15 protein-coding genes are annotated in these 14,412 nt (G+C 53.4%); 3 read left to right on the top strand and 12 right to left on the bottom strand.

Annotated features, from left to right (window positions below):
* Positions 1 to 136 precede the first annotated feature (136 nt).
* Positions 137 to 1,294 carry a PIN domain-containing protein gene (locus ACZM22_RS08350; RefSeq protein ID WP_489543733.1) on the top strand — a complete coding sequence of 386 codons (1,158 nt, stop codon included), beginning with the start codon at positions 137 to 139 and terminating at the stop codon, positions 1,292 to 1,294.
* Positions 1,295 to 1,350: 56 nt separating this feature from the next.
* On the opposite strand, the gene ACZM22_RS08345 is transcribed toward ACZM22_RS08350, so the two are convergent.
* From ACZM22_RS08345 to ACZM22_RS08310, 8 genes are all read right to left on the bottom strand, one after another.
* A complete protein-coding gene (locus ACZM22_RS08345) occupies positions 1,351 to 2,850 on the bottom strand; it encodes a tyrosine-type recombinase/integrase (protein ID WP_489543732.1) in 1,500 nt (499 codons plus the stop codon).
* Entirely contained in the window at positions 2,814 to 4,016 is a 1,203-nt protein-coding gene (locus ACZM22_RS08340) for a tyrosine-type recombinase/integrase (protein ID WP_489543731.1), read from the bottom strand. Before ACZM22_RS08340 ends, ACZM22_RS08345 begins: the two co-directional genes overlap by 37 nt.
* Positions 4,017 to 4,110: 94 nt before the next feature.
* Positions 4,111 to 5,082, bottom strand: coding sequence for a relaxase/mobilization nuclease domain-containing protein (locus tag ACZM22_RS08335; protein ID WP_489543730.1), 972 nt, complete (start codon positions 5,080 to 5,082; stop codon positions 4,111 to 4,113).
* Positions 5,043 to 5,351 carry a plasmid mobilization protein gene (locus tag ACZM22_RS08330; protein ID WP_412316193.1) on the bottom strand — a complete coding sequence of 103 codons (309 nt, stop codon included), beginning with the start codon at positions 5,349 to 5,351 and terminating at the stop codon, positions 5,043 to 5,045. Before ACZM22_RS08330 ends, ACZM22_RS08335 begins: the two co-directional genes overlap by 40 nt.
* Complete coding sequence (locus ACZM22_RS08325) at positions 5,344 to 5,649, bottom strand: hypothetical protein (protein ID WP_489543729.1); 306 nt, start codon at positions 5,647 to 5,649, stop codon at positions 5,344 to 5,346. The genes ACZM22_RS08330 and ACZM22_RS08325 overlap by 8 nt, the downstream gene beginning before the upstream one ends.
* 193 nt (positions 5,650 to 5,842) lie before the next feature.
* Complete coding sequence (locus ACZM22_RS08320) at positions 5,843 to 6,205, bottom strand: hypothetical protein (RefSeq protein ID WP_489543728.1); 363 nt, start codon at positions 6,203 to 6,205, stop codon at positions 5,843 to 5,845.
* Positions 6,202 to 6,645 carry a helix-turn-helix domain-containing protein gene (locus ACZM22_RS08315; RefSeq protein WP_489543727.1) on the bottom strand — a complete coding sequence of 148 codons (444 nt, stop codon included), beginning with the start codon at positions 6,643 to 6,645 and terminating at the stop codon, positions 6,202 to 6,204. Before ACZM22_RS08315 ends, ACZM22_RS08320 begins: the two co-directional genes overlap by 4 nt.
* Entirely contained in the window at positions 6,645 to 6,854 is a 210-nt protein-coding gene (locus ACZM22_RS08310; RefSeq protein ID WP_213541927.1) for a helix-turn-helix domain-containing protein, read from the bottom strand. Before ACZM22_RS08310 ends, ACZM22_RS08315 begins: the two co-directional genes overlap by 1 nt.
* A 128-nt stretch (positions 6,855 to 6,982) precedes the next feature.
* On the opposite strand from ACZM22_RS08310, the gene ACZM22_RS08305 reads away from it, so the two are divergent.
* Together ACZM22_RS08305 and ACZM22_RS08300 are read left to right on the top strand one after the other, a co-directional pair.
* Positions 6,983 to 10,060 (top strand): RNA dependent RNA polymerase, encoded by a 3,078-nt coding sequence (locus ACZM22_RS08305; RefSeq protein ID WP_489543726.1) that lies wholly within the window; start codon positions 6,983 to 6,985, stop codon positions 10,058 to 10,060.
* Positions 10,053 to 10,922 carry a hypothetical protein gene (locus ACZM22_RS08300; RefSeq protein ID WP_489543725.1) on the top strand — a complete coding sequence of 290 codons (870 nt, stop codon included), beginning with the start codon at positions 10,053 to 10,055 and terminating at the stop codon, positions 10,920 to 10,922. The genes ACZM22_RS08305 and ACZM22_RS08300 overlap by 8 nt, the downstream gene beginning before the upstream one ends.
* A 155-nt stretch (positions 10,923 to 11,077) precedes the next feature.
* Here the strand turns inward: ACZM22_RS08300 and ACZM22_RS08295 are convergent, their stop codons facing one another.
* The 4 genes from ACZM22_RS08295 to ACZM22_RS08280 form a co-directional block, all read right to left on the bottom strand.
* A complete protein-coding gene (locus ACZM22_RS08295; protein WP_489543724.1) occupies positions 11,078 to 11,545 on the bottom strand; it encodes a helix-turn-helix domain-containing protein in 468 nt (155 codons plus the stop codon).
* Positions 11,546 to 11,934: 389 nt separating this feature from the next.
* A complete protein-coding gene (locus ACZM22_RS08290; protein ID WP_489543723.1) occupies positions 11,935 to 12,519 on the bottom strand; it encodes an ATP-binding domain-containing protein in 585 nt (194 codons plus the stop codon).
* Between the two features lie 247 nt (positions 12,520 to 12,766).
* Positions 12,767 to 13,957 carry a MobP3 family relaxase gene (gene mobP3, locus ACZM22_RS08285; protein ID WP_489543722.1) on the bottom strand — a complete coding sequence of 397 codons (1,191 nt, stop codon included), beginning with the start codon at positions 13,955 to 13,957 and terminating at the stop codon, positions 12,767 to 12,769.
* Entirely contained in the window at positions 13,945 to 14,379 is a 435-nt protein-coding gene (locus ACZM22_RS08280; RefSeq protein WP_489543721.1) for a hypothetical protein, read from the bottom strand. Before ACZM22_RS08280 ends, mobP3 begins: the two co-directional genes overlap by 13 nt.
* Positions 14,380 to 14,412: the final 33 nt, after the last annotated feature.

Below are 14,412 nucleotides of genomic sequence, written 5' to 3'. Positions count from 1 at the left end.
AGACCAAATATGTAGACAGGCATGCTTAATTACTATATAATGATTAAAAGAATGCTATAACAACGGTAACTCAGTTGCCCTGCGCCTTGCGTAAAGAATCAGTCTATACTAAAGTGCAGCGGGAAGGGGAACAAATATGAACGAGGAGAATCGAATTACTTTAATTTTAATTGACACATGCGCCTTTAGGGATGCAAATAGTGATTTCCCTGGCATAGTAAAAAGTTTGCTTCCCTCTTTTTTCTCGACAGCAGATGAGAAAGGCATTACCTTGTTAACGCATCCAGTGCTCGAAAATGAAATTCATAAACATATTGAAGATTCCGGCATATTTAAAGACTACCAGTCACTACTTACTCAGCTTCGCAAGTGCACCAGCACTTTAAAACATTACAAACTTGATGATGTACTATTGTCTTCCAAGATTTCGGAGTTGGATATTCAGACTAAACTTTTCGAAGCTTATCAACAATATTACCAAGATGCGATTCGTCTTGATTTTGGTGACCCTGCTTCTGTATTTGAGCTTTATTTTAATAGTAAAGCCCCTTTTGCGTTGTCTGGTAAAAAGAAAGCTGAATTTCCAGATGCCTTTGTTTTTGATGCTACAAGAAAATACCTTGAAAAGCATCCAAATGATATCTTGCTGGTCATATCTAAAGACAGTGATTGGACGACCGCATTTAATCAGATAGAGAATGTCATAATCTGCGATTCTATTTCTAATGCGCTAACTAAAATCAGCAATATCGATAGCATACTAAGTCAAGAAATGCTCAGCCAAATTTTCAGAGGTGCATATAAAGAAATAATTTCAAACGCACAGCAGAACGTTGAATGTGAATGTTTTGAACTTGATGATTACGAAAACCTCAACGAGTTGGAAATTGAGTCTGTAAAGATCGATTGTGTTAGCGATAATTTTATCCCGCTAAAGATTGCCCGTGATAGCTTGCTGCTAAGCACCAATGTCACAATTAAAGTTTCTGGCTATGCTGAAGTATTTGATGAGGAGAACTCAATTTGGGATAGCGTTGACAGAGAATATTTCTATATGGCATATGCTGATATAGATTTCACGGATGCTGAAGCAGAAGTTGACTGCGAAATTCTTATTTCATTTGACTTTGATGATCCCGAAAATACCGCTCAAGTAATGGAATTTCATCTTCTTAATCAAGGTAATATTTGCATTGACTGCGAAGGCGCATCAATTAGAGAGATTGATGAAGAGGAGTTGTCGGTAAGGGTCTTGCGTGAAGATAAAGGGTACCCTCGTAGAAATACAAAATAGTTTTTGTATGTAACTCAAAATGCCGCCTTGAATACTCAAGGCGGCATTTTACTTAATTATTTCTTCTTTCCCCGCTTGCCCTCCTTTCCCTCTATTGGCCGCCCATCACCTTTGCCCTCGTCCTTCAGCCGCTGCGCTTCCGCAATCTCCGCTTTCATCTCCACAATCAGCGTCTTCAGCTTCTCTTCGCACTCCTCGCGGGTATGGGCGTAGACATTGCGGGCGTGCTTTTTACCATCGGGCCACTTGGGAGAGTAGCGCCCCTCGAAGAGGTGGTCGTTGATCTCGGAGACGCAGCCGGTGCCGGACCTGCGCTTGCGGCCCACGTAGGGCTTGAAATCGGTCATACTCGGCTTTTCCGCCTGGGCCGGGGCAGTTTCCTGCCCCGGCTCTGAAGCGTCCTCCTGCGGCGCTGCTTTGCCGATGCCGCGGTCGATGTTGGCGGCGGCCGTGAGCCGCATGTCGTCGGTGATGTGGGTATAGATGTCCAGCGTGGTGGCCGCCGACACATGCCCCAGCATGGCGGAGAGTGTTTTCACATCCATGCCGCTCTCCAGCGCCAGCGTTGCGAAGGTGTGGCGCAGATCGTGAAAGCGTACATGCTTGCATCCTGCGTGCTCCAGAATGAGCTGCAATCTGCGCCGCACCACGCCGGGTGTGATGGGGCAGTCCTCCTTCACCGGGGACGGGAACATCCAGCGAGAGTCCACCGTCTTTTTGTACTCCCGCAGCACCGCCACCACAGCGGGCGGCAGGACGATCTTGCGGACGGAGTTCTTCGTCTTGGGCGTGCTGATCTGAAGTTGGCCACGCACATCGTAGACCTGCTTGTTCACATTCAGTACACCGGTTTTGAAGTTCAGGTCGTCCCATTGCAGCGCCATCAGCTCACCCCGGCGCAGGCCGGTTGCCAAGTCCAGAAGGAAGACTTCGTAGTAGCCCTCAAACTTCGCCTGAATGAGAAACCGCTGCAGCTCCTCCCGCGTCAGCACCTGCATCTCCCGTGCCTTCTTGGGCGGCAGCTTGCAGCCGATGGCCGGGTTCACGCGAATCAGTCCATCCTGCACCGCTTTCTCCAGCGCGGAGCGACAGGTGGCGTGGCACATGCGCACCATTCGGTCGGACAGTCCTTCGCCGTACTTGTCGGTGAAGCGCTTCCGGCCACTATTCTTGATCCGACCATAGAACTGTTGCAGGTCGTTCTGTGTCAGCTTATTCAGCGGGATGTCCCCAATCTCCGGAATGATATGCAGGCGGATGCGGCTCTCGTAGGTCTCCTGCGTAGTTGGGCGGATCTTAGGCTTGGAGTGATTCTCGTACCAGTATGTCAGCCAGTCCCCGAAGGGCATCTCAGACCGCACTTTTTCGGGCTTCAGCCCGCCGCATTCCTCCTTGAGCTTTTGGAGTTTTTCGAGGCACCCCTTCTTGGTTTTGGCGAGGACATTTTTCGTCTTGGGGTAGCCGTTATCATCGTAGCCGATGACGATGCGCCCCTCCCACCGACCGTCCTTGCGCTGTCTTACGGTTCCGTCTCCGGCTTTTCGTTTTCTTGCCACGGTTTCAACTCCTTTCCGAAGATGTCCTCCATGAAGCCGCCCACGATGCCGCAGGCTGTCTTCTGCATATCCGATGTGACGTGGGTATAGGTGTCCAGCGTGAAGGAGGCGTTGGTGTGGCCCAGGATACCGGACAGCGTTTTGGCATCCACGCCGCTGGTAAGGGCATGGGTTGCGAAGGTATGACGCAGATCGTGGAAGCGGATGCTGGGGAGTCCTGCCCGCTGGAGCAGCGTTTTCATGTGGCGATACGCCGCGTTGGGATCGACTGGATCCTCCGGCTTCACCGGGTCGGGGAATATCCATTGACTGATGGTATCCGCCTTGCGCCGCCGCAGGATTTCAGTCACACTGTGCGGCAGGATGATGGTGCGCATGCCCTGATTGGTCTTCGTCTCGCCGACGGTGTATTCGCCCTTCCGCTGGCTGTGGAGGGTTCGGCACACCTTCAGCGTACCGGTATTTCTATCGAAGTCGCTCCACTGCAGACCGCAGATCTCGCCGCGGCGCAGGCCGGTCATCAGCTCCGTTTGGAAGAAGTCCCGCCACACCTCATCCTGCTCCACCACTGCGAGGAAGGCGTCCAGCTCCGCACGGGTGAGGATACGCTTGGGCTTGTAGTTGGGCTTGGGCGCCGTTGTCCCCTCAGTAGGATTTCTGGGAATGACATGCGCCTGCACCGCGTCCTTCAGCGCGGCGTGGAGGGTGGAGTGAATGTGGCACACCATGGAGTCGGAGAGCTGATGCCCCATCTCGGGGTGCTCGTGGATGCGTCCCTCCGTTTTCAGGCGGCGGTACATCCGCTGGATGTCCTGCTGGGAGAGGAGGGAGATCTGCTTGTCGCCCAGCTGCGGCTTGATGTAGTATTCGATGTAGCGGCGGTAGCCCTCGAGGGTACCGGGGCGCACCGTACCCGCCTTGTACTCTGTGAGCCAGCGGTCCAGCCACTGGCCCAGCGTCATGCGGCTGTCCTCGGTCAGCTCCACATCGCGGTAGCACTCGATGTTCTGGTGCAGCTTGTTCAGCAGGGCCTTTTGCGTCTTGGCATACACATGACGGAACAGTGGCTCGCCGTTTTCCCGGTGGCCGATGACGATGCGACCCTCCCAGCGCCCGTCGTCACGCCTTCGCACCATGCCGTCGCCAGCCGGTCTTCGTTTTGCCATGTATTTCACTTCCTTTGATTGAGATTTTTTTGCAACACAAACAATTACCACATTTTTGCGGAAATAGCTATCAGAACTTTGAAATGGTTTGCCATTACATCCGCATAGAAAACCCGTGGTACTGCTCGTATTGTTCCTCTTCATTATCTACAGCGTATTCCACCGTGCGGTCGATCTTGCCGCCGCGTTCCAGAATACGCCGGATCTCCTGCTTGCTGTGATGCAGCGTTTCCAGATGGAAGCGGTCATTGTCGCCGGTGTTCATCGCATCCAGGATGGAGATCAAACCGCAGACGGCATCGTCCACCGTAGGCAGGAGTTCACCGTACTCGGTGGCATCGATGCGGCTTTCCAGATACTCACAGCCGCCCATATCGAAGTAGGCTTCCATGCTGCTGCGCAGAAGCGTCTGGTCGAAGAGCTTATTGTCTCTGCATCGGACATTCTCCGGTGTGGTGTAGGTGATGTATTTTTGATTCGCCTCCCATCGCACCTTGTAGCCGTACTCCGCCATGAATGCGATGAACTCCTCACGGGTAGCACAGTTCTCCATAGCTTCCTTAATGGTACGGCACAGCCGTTTCTTCCAAGCAGGAATACGGAACGGATCTGCCTTGCTCTCGGTGAAGGACAAGCCATACTCCCGGCAGAGTTGGTTGCTGTACTCCTTTGCCTGCTGCATCTCCCTGGCGCTCTGATGAAACTTCTGACCGGTTTCAAAATTTACCGAGTTCATGATGATGTGATTGTGGATGTGCGCCGTATTCATATGCGTGACCACCACGCACTGGTAGCCCTTGAAGTATTCCGCAAACTTCAACCCGATCTCATGCGCTGTATCAAAATCCAGCGGATCGTCCGGGGCGAAGGCTTGGACGATGTGGTAGTAGCTGCGGCCATCTGTTTTGCGGAACTGTTTCTTTACCGCTTCGAATTCATCCTGAGCTGTTTGAGCCATGCAGTTGACACCGGATATGAGACGCTCCACCGTTTTCTCACGGTTTGTAACATAGTCCAGGATACCGCTCAGACTGCGTGAGACAGCAATGAATTTAATGTTTGCCATGCGTTCCGGTACACCTCCGTAAAGGGTTCATAGTTCACCTGCGTGATACGCCCCTGCCGAGCCATGACCGTGAGCTGGTTCAGGTTATTTCCCTGATAGCGCAGCTCCCGCAGGAGCTCATCCATACCTTCAATGACAGTGACCTCCCGATTCATGGCCGCCCGGCGTACGAACTCACTTTCGGTCATATGAGCTGCATCCGCCTTGCGGCGGATGCAGTCCTTTTCCCACCCGGCAACGCGGGCGCGGATAAATTGATTCTTAGCCATGGTGCTCGTTACCTCTGCTTGCCAGCATAGTCATCGTCTCGATCTGCTTAGCCAGAGTCTCGTCCCGCGCATGCACATAATAGAACTCCAGCATCTTTTCGACTGCAAAGCACTGCTGCCACTCCGCACAGCCAGACAGTGCGGCTTTGCCCTTGCCGGTGAAAAAGTGATTCAACTCTTCACAGGAGACATCCGCGCCGAGTTGATAGAGCATGGCTTCCCGTACATCGCTGAGCATCTCTTCCTTATCGTACTTGTCCATCATAATTTCATAGGGATTATAGGTGTTCTCCGTCATAATCTTTATCTCCTTTAAATTTATTTTTCTTTGTGTTGATAGGGGTGCGGGCTTAGCCCGCCTGCCGAAGGGGTCGGAACGGGGCAATCGCCCCGTTCCGTACCACGAAGGCGAAACTTGTCATTCTCGAAGCGAGAATTTTCGGCGCTGACGCGCACTTCAGCCGCTCTGCGGCGCTTTGCGGAAAAGGCAGTCATCCCGCTTGGTCAAGCATCCATGGCGCATCACCTCCTTCCGTGCAGAACACGCTGCGGTAGGTACTGACATCTGGCACCATGCCACGCTCCAGCATGATTCCACTCTGCAGCAAACGCACGCACATCTCCGCATAGACATCTCGCATCTCGTCCCGGCACCGACGGGCAACAGCTCTTTGCTCATCGGTCAGATCACCGTAGTGTTCATCGCAGAGGAACAGGCGAAGTTCTTCTTCATCAATGGGGTCGGCATGTTCCTTGTTCCACTCCCACCGAATGTAGCGCACCGTGTCATGTGTGCGCCGGATGACCATCATCGGGTCATGGTCTACGATAAAGTTTGCAATCTGCTGCATCATGCGCTTTCTTCCCCCTTCTTGTTCTGCTGATTCAACTCGGCCAGCCGCTTCTCTGCTCTTGCCCGTTCCATGTCACGCTCCACCTGCAGGAACTGCCGCTGATAATTCAGCTCCAGCGCTTCCTGAATGGGACGGATGGTGTAGATAAGACTGCCGTTGCGCACGCGGCCGTCCTTCGTGATGATGGTGCTGGGCTCGGTGCGGATGAGCCCCTTCTCCTCCAGACCGGCCACATACTTCCGCACGGTGTTTTCGCTCAGCTGCACCGCCTTTCCGATGGTGCGGTAGCTGGGATGGCACTGGTAGGTTCTGCGATCCTCGCAGCGCAGAAGGTAATTGTAGACGGCAATCTCATGCGAGCTGAGACCGAGGTTGAACACCTCGTTTGGCACGAGGTAGTAATACTTGTTCGGATCTCGCTTAGGCCAACGCCGGAACATCAGGCATCACCTCCTGTCTGCGCATCTACCCACCGGCGGAACTCTTCTTTGGGTACCACGATGCGGCTGCCTATCCGCAGCGCGGGGAAGCCCGTCTCGTGCATGAGCTCATAGGCGCTGGAGATGGACACGCCCAGCACCTGCGCCACCGTGTTCGCGTTGAGGAACAGCGGCAGCTGGTCATAGTTGGTGAATGTGGATTCTTGCATTGGATTCCTCCTTTATAATTTTTTGTTGAGAGCTGCAAGCAAAAAGCTCCCACTGAAAAAGTGGGAGCAGTGTCCATATTGCAAATTTGGAACCTTATGATAGAATAGAAGCATCAGGAGGTGAGCCGATGCCGCTGTTGAAATACAGAATCTACGAACTGTCTGCCAGAGCCGTGATCAGCTATGGCAGGCAGCAGGACGGGAGATATACCTTCCATCTCAGCGCCGCCGAGACAGAGAAATGCAAATCACTTTCCGCACATCACGAGCAGGACGATAACGCACTGTTCTATCAGATCATGTGCGTGCTGCACGGCGATGCCTTCACCGGAAGACCCGGTGGGCAGCTGGTGACTGACCTCTCGGACATCATTTTCTATATGGACTTCTCCGGCATCTTCGACCGGAGCGGTGCCAGAAAGAAATACCGGATCCGGCAGGAAAAAGCGAAGGCCCTGTTCCGTCCCGAGGGCGTGAGCCTTGATTTTGGCTCCGGCCCGCATCGCTATCTTGCCTTTGAGCGTTCGGGCAGCATGAGCCGGCAGGCGCGGCTGTCCTTCATTCGGGAAGATTTTTATGACGCCGTGCACCGCCGCATCATGATGGATATGACCATCGGTGACTGCCAGCTCAGCAAGCTCTATGCCTACAACGGCCTGATGCTGTCCAGCGGTATCCGCATTGACGGCATCGGCATTGACCGGCCCCACCGGGTGGTGGTCATCGACAATCCTACGCGCACAGAGCGGAATGTCAGCGTCATCACCGTAGAGGACGGCGGAACGCAGAACAGTACCCGCAAATATCACCGGGTGGAGAAAAAAGAGGACATCGAAATCACCTGCTTCGACGGCGAGGGGCTGATCTCAAAAGAATATGCCCGCGTCGTGGACGAGAAGCTGTGCGGGAAGAAAGTCCACACCTCATTCCAGATCCGTATGCCCTATGTCAAGGGTATGCTGCACGAGGTGGACTTCAAAGACTTCCTGACCCTCTGCGGGACGGACACCATCACCGATCTGTGGGGCATGGAGCATTCCGTCCGGGATGTGGACGTCATCCTCACCAAGAGCATGTTCAAGGGATACGGCTGGCTCACTGCCAGTGGCATGAACTGGGAGGACTACCGGACGGTGTTTCGCAAGTACCGCCATGCGCTGTACATCACCAATGTGAGCAAGGAGAAATCGGAACAGACCACCGAGCTGAACTATCAGTTTCTGACCACCGTTTCCATTCAGGGTGACGAGTTCCGCCCTGCCGATCTGCCGGACGGCTGGGACCACAGCCCGGAGACAGACGAGCGAAATTGGCTCACCAAGCAGACGGAACTGGCGTATTACAATTTCTGCGCCGATGAATCGTTTCGGCAGAATTACTTTCTGGAGAAGTTTGAGCGGGTCAGCTGGTGGGAACGGCATCAGGGCAAAGACCAGATCCTTGCCGCCGTGCTGAAAAAGAATCCGCGTTTCATCAACGAACCGGTCTATGCCAGGCGGCTGGAGGACGAAGCGGACAAGATCGTGGAGCAGTACGCCGTCGGCCGCCTGATCGTGGTGGGAGACAACCGTTATCTTTCCGGTGATCTTCTGGACTTTCTGGCATTTCTGCTCCCGACTGTTCCGCCACGCAAACGCAGGCAACGGATGTTTTACAGCACCGTCATGACCGACCACTTCCCGGAGAGTTCCTTCTATGCACCCCAGGCGGCCTATGCCCATGACGACGCCTGCACGCTGCTACGCAATCCGCACATTGCCCGCAACGAGGAGCTACAGCTTTCCTTCTACGACGCGAAGGAAGAGAGAAAGCAGATGCGGCATTACTATTTCGGGCACCTGACGGATGTGGTGATGGTGGATTCCAATATGCTGGCTGCGGAGCGGCTGGGCGGCGCTGACTACGACGGCGATATGATCAAGACCATATCTGATCCGATCCTGAATGCCTGCGTCCGCCGCAACTACAACCTCTACCGCTACGAGAAACACAAATCCCTCACCAACACAGAGAACATTCCTCTGCTGATGATCCCTACGGCCCAGCCCCAGATCCGCAGTGCCGACGACTGGGAGGCACGGTTTGAGACCGTTCGCAGCACCTTCTCCTCCCGCGTCGGTCAGATCTGCAATGCCGCGCTGGATCGCAGCATTATCGCCTACAACGAAAACTCCGACGCCGAGGAGCGGGAGCGCTGCCGGGAGGAGACGGAAACATTAGCCATCCTTACCGGGCTGGAGATCGACTCGGCTAAGAGCGGCATCCGCCCCGATCTGGATGAGTACCTGACCCACAAGACCGTCAAGCGCAGTGCCTTCCTCAAATATAAGACGCTGGTAGAGGATGCGGAGACCCGGCGCGCCTGGTACGAGCCTACCCATGCGGCCAAGATAAAGGCGTTTTTTAAAAAGGTGGATTGGGACGCGGTAGACTCCAACGTGGAGCGCCTGCCGTATCTGGCACAGCAGCTGAAAAAGAACACGCCGCGCATCAAGGCAAAGCCCACCAAGGACGAAGAATTGTTTTCCTTTGCTGCCCAGCAGCCGGACTGGAGGGAACAGCTGGATTCCGATAAGCTGGCGGCGGTAGCTGCGCTGCTGCAAGATTACGATGCCTGCCTCTCCCGCATCCGGGCCTGCCGCGTTCCGTTGAAGGAGAAAAAGCGGAAGAGCGATGTGGAGCGCATTCTGTATGCCAGAGGGCAGGAGGATGCATACGATCCTGACGAGCTGTACGCTCTGTTCGGCAGCCTGCCGCCGGAAAAGGTGTCCGCTCTGCGGCAAGCCATGCAGAAGCAGGCCTGGCACCTCATGGACGAGGATGCACGGGAGCGTTTCCTGCGGGAATGGCTACCGGAGTTTGAGGATATTTACGATCTGCTGACCGATTTCCGCTTCGGCGGCTACCGCATCCTCGGAGACATTATCTGTGATATAGAGGACGAGAACGCCGGAAGGGAGAAAAAGCAGCTGTTCCGTGAAAGCGACTCGAAAGCCTTCGCCGCCATGATGAGCGCCTTTGTGGGCAAGTCCGCCTCCCGGAGCTACCGTGATGCGGTGACGTCCAAGTGCTGGGAACTGCTGACCGCGATTGTAAGACCGGCTCTGGCCGTGCGCTATGTGGTGGCCCTCGGCAGGCGTGACCTGCTGTGGGAGCTGCTGCCGGAGTACATCGAAAAAAATGTTCTGGAGGTGCGGGATGATTAACGAATGGGAGGAATTCTGTGCATATACCGGGACGGTTTCCTATACCGCCAGTAAGAAGAGCGATACGACATGGCTGGGTCGGTTCACTTTTGCCACGATCCTGGAGTTTGAGGGGATGGCGCGGATTTTGACCGTTCTGGCTCGCGGATACCTGTTCCACGGCAAAGATGGAGCGGTCATTTCGGGTAATCCGCATAATCGGATCGACCACGCCCGCCGTGCACTCTGCGCCTGGTGCAGTGTACCGGAGGATGGGAAGCGTGCACCGGACAAGGAATGGCAGTTCCAGACGGATTTTTCGGAGCTCCACACGGAGTTCCCGGAGCTGGTAGATGCGGACGGGACCGGCTGGTTCCTCCGCCATGTCCTTCGCACTGCAGACTTCATGCTGACGAACCCGGAAAAGGTGCGCAGCACCTCGCTCAAGTATGCGGAGGTCATTCAGTCCAAGTTCTCTGCCGCATGGCGAAGCAAGGTGATGCAGTATCAGATCCCGATTTTTGCCCCCCAAACCAAGGGTGCCTGGACGCTGCGCTTTGACGATGTCCTTGCCGATGCGTTGGAGCTTGGCCCGCTGCGCAGAGAAGGGCCGGAACTGCCGCCCGAGCTGACAGAGAAAGTGAAAGCGGCGCTTCCGAAGGAAATTCCGTCTAATGCTGTCTGTACTCTGATCCGCTATTATCTCGCCAACCGGCAGGATGATTGTGAATGGGTGGTCCTGCCGGTGGCAAACTTTGACGCCTACTTCGGAGATACCAGCTTCAGCAAGAAGTTTCTGCCCAAGATTCCGCTGGAAATCATGGAGCGAAGCAGTGCCTTCGGCATCAGCCGGTATCGGATCACGGAAGAATATCTGTCATAAATACGGACAGCGGGACAAGCCTTTATGGCCTGTCCCGCTGTTTTTCTGTCTGGATTTTGAAAGTGTTTTCCTTGTTTATGGCGGTGCAGCCGCTGAGCTATTGCCTAAGGTTTAGTCATCGCCATCGGATCATGATAAGATTAGGTTCTCACCTCTCATAAATATTTCGCACGGAGATAGTCTGCCTGCTCCTGCGTGATGGCATTGCTCCACTGATTGGAGTTGATCGCACTATACAATTCTCCCCACAGGCAGTCCATATAAGACACTTTGTCTTTTTCGCCCTGAATGTACTCACGAAGCGCTTTATCCAAACTGGCGGGCAGATCCTTTTCCAGATAGGTTCGGTCAGCCGGCTTGCCGCCATTCATTTGTGGTTTCTCCGCAGTCAGCGTAATGAGCTGCTCCATCGGGATACCCAGTGTGGAGGACAGCTTCATCAATGTTCTGGCACTGCATCGGGAGAGCGTTGTCTTGCCAGAACAAATGTCCGCCAGCGTTGCCCAAGGCACACCGCTTTTCTTGGAGAGCTGGTAGCGGGAGAGGTTCTTTTCCCGAAGTATCTGTTGGATTGTCATATACATCACCGCTCTTATTATATCGGTGCACCGATAATCAGTCAAGCAAAAACCTCCCAAATCCCTGACCAACCTGTTTGTTTGCATTTGCCCTCCTCAAAACTGTTGACCATTACGATACAGACAGCGGGACAAGCCTCTACGGCCTGTCCCGCTGTATTTCTGCCTGGATTTTGAAAGTATTTTCCTTGTCTATAGCGGTGCAGCCTTTGAGCTGTCACCAAATCAGAATATGTTATTAGACTTAGTACCGAAGCATGTCGCAATCATAGATAAGTATTGATTCTGGTTTTTTAGCACTACAACGTGAACATAGGGAATCTGTTGTTTCCTGACTTAGCATCGGCAAAGGCTTTTTATGCGGGTAGTGGCACGACTTGGTGGCATAATTTCAGAACTGTTAGGCAGAAATTGCACTTAGTAACCTGTATCTATTAAGAATCCAAACTACCGATAGCGTTAAGCGCACCCGCCAAATCCTTTTGGGCTCGGCGGATTTTCCCGCGGTAATTCAGGATTGACATGAGTATTTCTTTGCAATCATCATCACTTAATATGGCAGCAATTTCGAGCTTGATACGAGCACGCGAAGTACCGACATAGAATATCAGAGCATTCCCTTGTTCAAAAGTAGTCTTATCAACATCAAGAAGAATCACGACATCGGCTTCAAGCCCTTTGAACTTTCGACATGTAGTAAACAAATATTTGTTGCGATACTTTCCGTTATTTACGGAATCGCTCAAGATACTCGTTGCTTCTGTTTTACATGTCAAAAGGACAATATCCCGATACCCGTCAGCTGCGAGATCATCAATTATTGAATCAATCCGTTCTCTTTCGTTCTGGGCTGAATCACAAAAGTGAATTTTGGCCGGAGTGCCTTTAACTGCCCCCTCAAACACTTTTGGTTTGCGCTCAGTAATCGGGCGCAAAGAAGTTACGGCAATATTTTCGGTGTTCCTGCAATTCCGATACAGCGTCAGTCGGCAATCCAAGTCACCTATAAATTTAGGCATCTCTCTTGCCTGAATCAATTGTAACCGATCATAAAAGACATAGAATGTTCCCCCCTGATCCGCGTCAACAATTATATCATGGATAAGTTGAATAATATCGGTTTCTTCTATTGCTTCGCTTCCAAAATCCTGCCCCTCATCAATAATAACATGTTTATACGGAAAGGAATCCGATATATAGTAATCTTCAAGTTTCGCTTTAAGTTCGTTATAGTTTGGCTTTACTGTATATTCCTATAGTCTCCAGCTAACTCAAATCCTCTTCGTAGTCGTAGGAGGCGTTGCGGTATTCCTCCGGCTCGTCCTGCTGATTGAGGCCCTTCTCCTCGAAGCCGATCTCACCCAGGCGCAGGCACTCCGCTTCCTGAATGACCGCGTTCTTGATCTTCCGGAACTCCTTTTGCTGTGAGAGCGGGATGCGTTCCTGGGGCTTATCGTGGTAGTAGCTGTCCACCTTGCCTTGGAGCATCAGCCAATGGTCATAGCACTTGTTCACGACAGGGAGCCGTTCCATCTCGTCCACGATCTCATCCACCAGCTGCTTCAACCGTTTGGGAAGATAGCCGTAGGATTTCTTGCCCTTGACTGTTCCGAGCTGCGCCGCCAGCTCCAGCACGAGCCGCTCGGCATCCGGGTGGTCGCACATACTATCCCGCATGGTCTGCACCAGCTCCAGCATTGCCCGCCGCGCTTCCCGCACCAGCTCATCTCTGGACTCAGACTTCTGTTCGTAGAGATGGAGCATTTCGTTGCGGAAAATATCGTTGGTGAGCTTGGACTTGATCTGACGGATACCTTCCCTGGAGAGATAGGCCTGTCCCGGCTTTGCGGACCAGGCCATCATGTGGATGTGCGGATGCTCGCCCTCGTCGTGGAAGGCCGCATACCAACGGAAGTCACCGGGCGGTATCTTCATTGCCGCCGCGATGTCGTTACGGTGCGCCCGAATGAGATTGCGCCACGCCGCGGCGTTATCGAAGCCGAGCCGGGCCACATCCTCCCGCTTGATAGAGATGATATGTGTCCACACATTTCCGGTGTAGCTCTCCAGTTCTTCCATGGCCCTGTCGAGAGAGATAGCATCGTCATCACCGAACAGACCGTGAGTGCCGATGCGCTCCGCGCGAGGACGGGTGGCGATATACTTCATGTACTGGTCTGACTCGTGGATGGCATCCCAGTTGGACTCCAGCGCCAGCGTGATGAACGCAGAGGCTTTGACTTTGGTGGGCTTCGTCAGGTAGTCCTCGTACTCATAGAGCGTTTTGCTGTCCGGAAAGTCCTTGACCAGTTTGGCGACGAGCTGCTCCTGCTTTCGTGTGGGCGGACGGTCATCTGGGATAAGCTCCACCCGCTCCCGGGTCGCGATGTAGCGAAGGTATCCGGAGGCCCCGCCGGTGCTTTTGATATAGGGACTCTTGAGGATCAGTCTTGCCATTCGTCATCATCCCAGTCCTGCTCCTGGCGGGAGCGTGCGTACTTTTCCAACGAGATGAGACCGTTTGTGGCTTTCACATTGCGGACGCTCTGCGCCCGTCTGCGCTTCAAATCTTCCCGATCCATCTCGAACGCTTCTGCGATAATACCGTTGGTCATGTCCTGCTCCACGTTTCTTGTGAAGCTGCTTCTGGCGATATAGTCCTCCATTCTGCGCAGTCTGCCGTCAATGGCATACTGGATCGCCATAGGCAAAAGCGTTTGGTTGTCCTGTATCTCCAGATGATCCACATAAAAGTTCACCGCCTTCTCCACGAACTCATTCATGCTTTGGCAGTTGTCGGCGGCGTACCACTGCTCGATCCTTCTTCTGGTTTCCGGCTGCATCCGGAATGCAATACGATCTCTGGTTTCTTTACTCATTCAATTCCTCCTTTTTGCTGTAAGACATCCTTG

It is taken from the genome of Vescimonas sp., from assembly GCF_057856985.1.
This window is presented reverse-complemented; position numbering and strand designations above follow the sequence as displayed.

What these genes read in the sequence shown, in the direction of transcription:
- ACZM22_RS08350 (WP_489543733.1), top strand. Translation starts at nt 137, where the DNA reads ATGAACGAGGAGAATCGAATTACTTTAATTTTAATTGACACATGCGCC.
- ACZM22_RS08340 (WP_489543731.1), bottom strand. Translation starts at nt 4,016, where the DNA reads ATGGCAAAACGAAGACCGGCTGGCGACGGCATGGTGCGAAGGCGTGAC.
- ACZM22_RS08335 (WP_489543730.1), bottom strand. Translation starts at nt 5,082, where the DNA reads ATGGCAAACATTAAATTCATTGCTGTCTCACGCAGTCTGAGCGGTATC.
- ACZM22_RS08330 (WP_412316193.1), bottom strand. Translation starts at nt 5,351, where the DNA reads ATGGCTAAGAATCAATTTATCCGCGCCCGCGTTGCCGGGTGGGAAAAG.
- ACZM22_RS08325 (WP_489543729.1), bottom strand. Translation starts at nt 5,649, where the DNA reads ATGACGGAGAACACCTATAATCCCTATGAAATTATGATGGACAAGTAC.
- ACZM22_RS08320 (WP_489543728.1), bottom strand. Translation starts at nt 6,205, where the DNA reads ATGATGCAGCAGATTGCAAACTTTATCGTAGACCATGACCCGATGATG.
- ACZM22_RS08315 (WP_489543727.1), bottom strand. Translation starts at nt 6,645, where the DNA reads ATGTTCCGGCGTTGGCCTAAGCGAGATCCGAACAAGTATTACTACCTC.
- ACZM22_RS08310 (WP_213541927.1), bottom strand. Translation starts at nt 6,854, where the DNA reads ATGCAAGAATCCACATTCACCAACTATGACCAGCTGCCGCTGTTCCTC.
- ACZM22_RS08305 (WP_489543726.1), top strand. Translation starts at nt 6,983, where the DNA reads ATGCCGCTGTTGAAATACAGAATCTACGAACTGTCTGCCAGAGCCGTG.
- ACZM22_RS08300 (WP_489543725.1), top strand. Translation starts at nt 10,053, where the DNA reads ATGATTAACGAATGGGAGGAATTCTGTGCATATACCGGGACGGTTTCC.
- ACZM22_RS08290 (WP_489543723.1), bottom strand. Translation starts at nt 12,519, where the DNA reads ATGCCTAAATTTATAGGTGACTTGGATTGCCGACTGACGCTGTATCGG.
- mobP3 (WP_489543722.1), bottom strand. Translation starts at nt 13,957, where the DNA reads ATGGCAAGACTGATCCTCAAGAGTCCCTATATCAAAAGCACCGGCGGG.
- ACZM22_RS08280 (WP_489543721.1), bottom strand. Translation starts at nt 14,379, where the DNA reads ATGAGTAAAGAAACCAGAGATCGTATTGCATTCCGGATGCAGCCGGAA.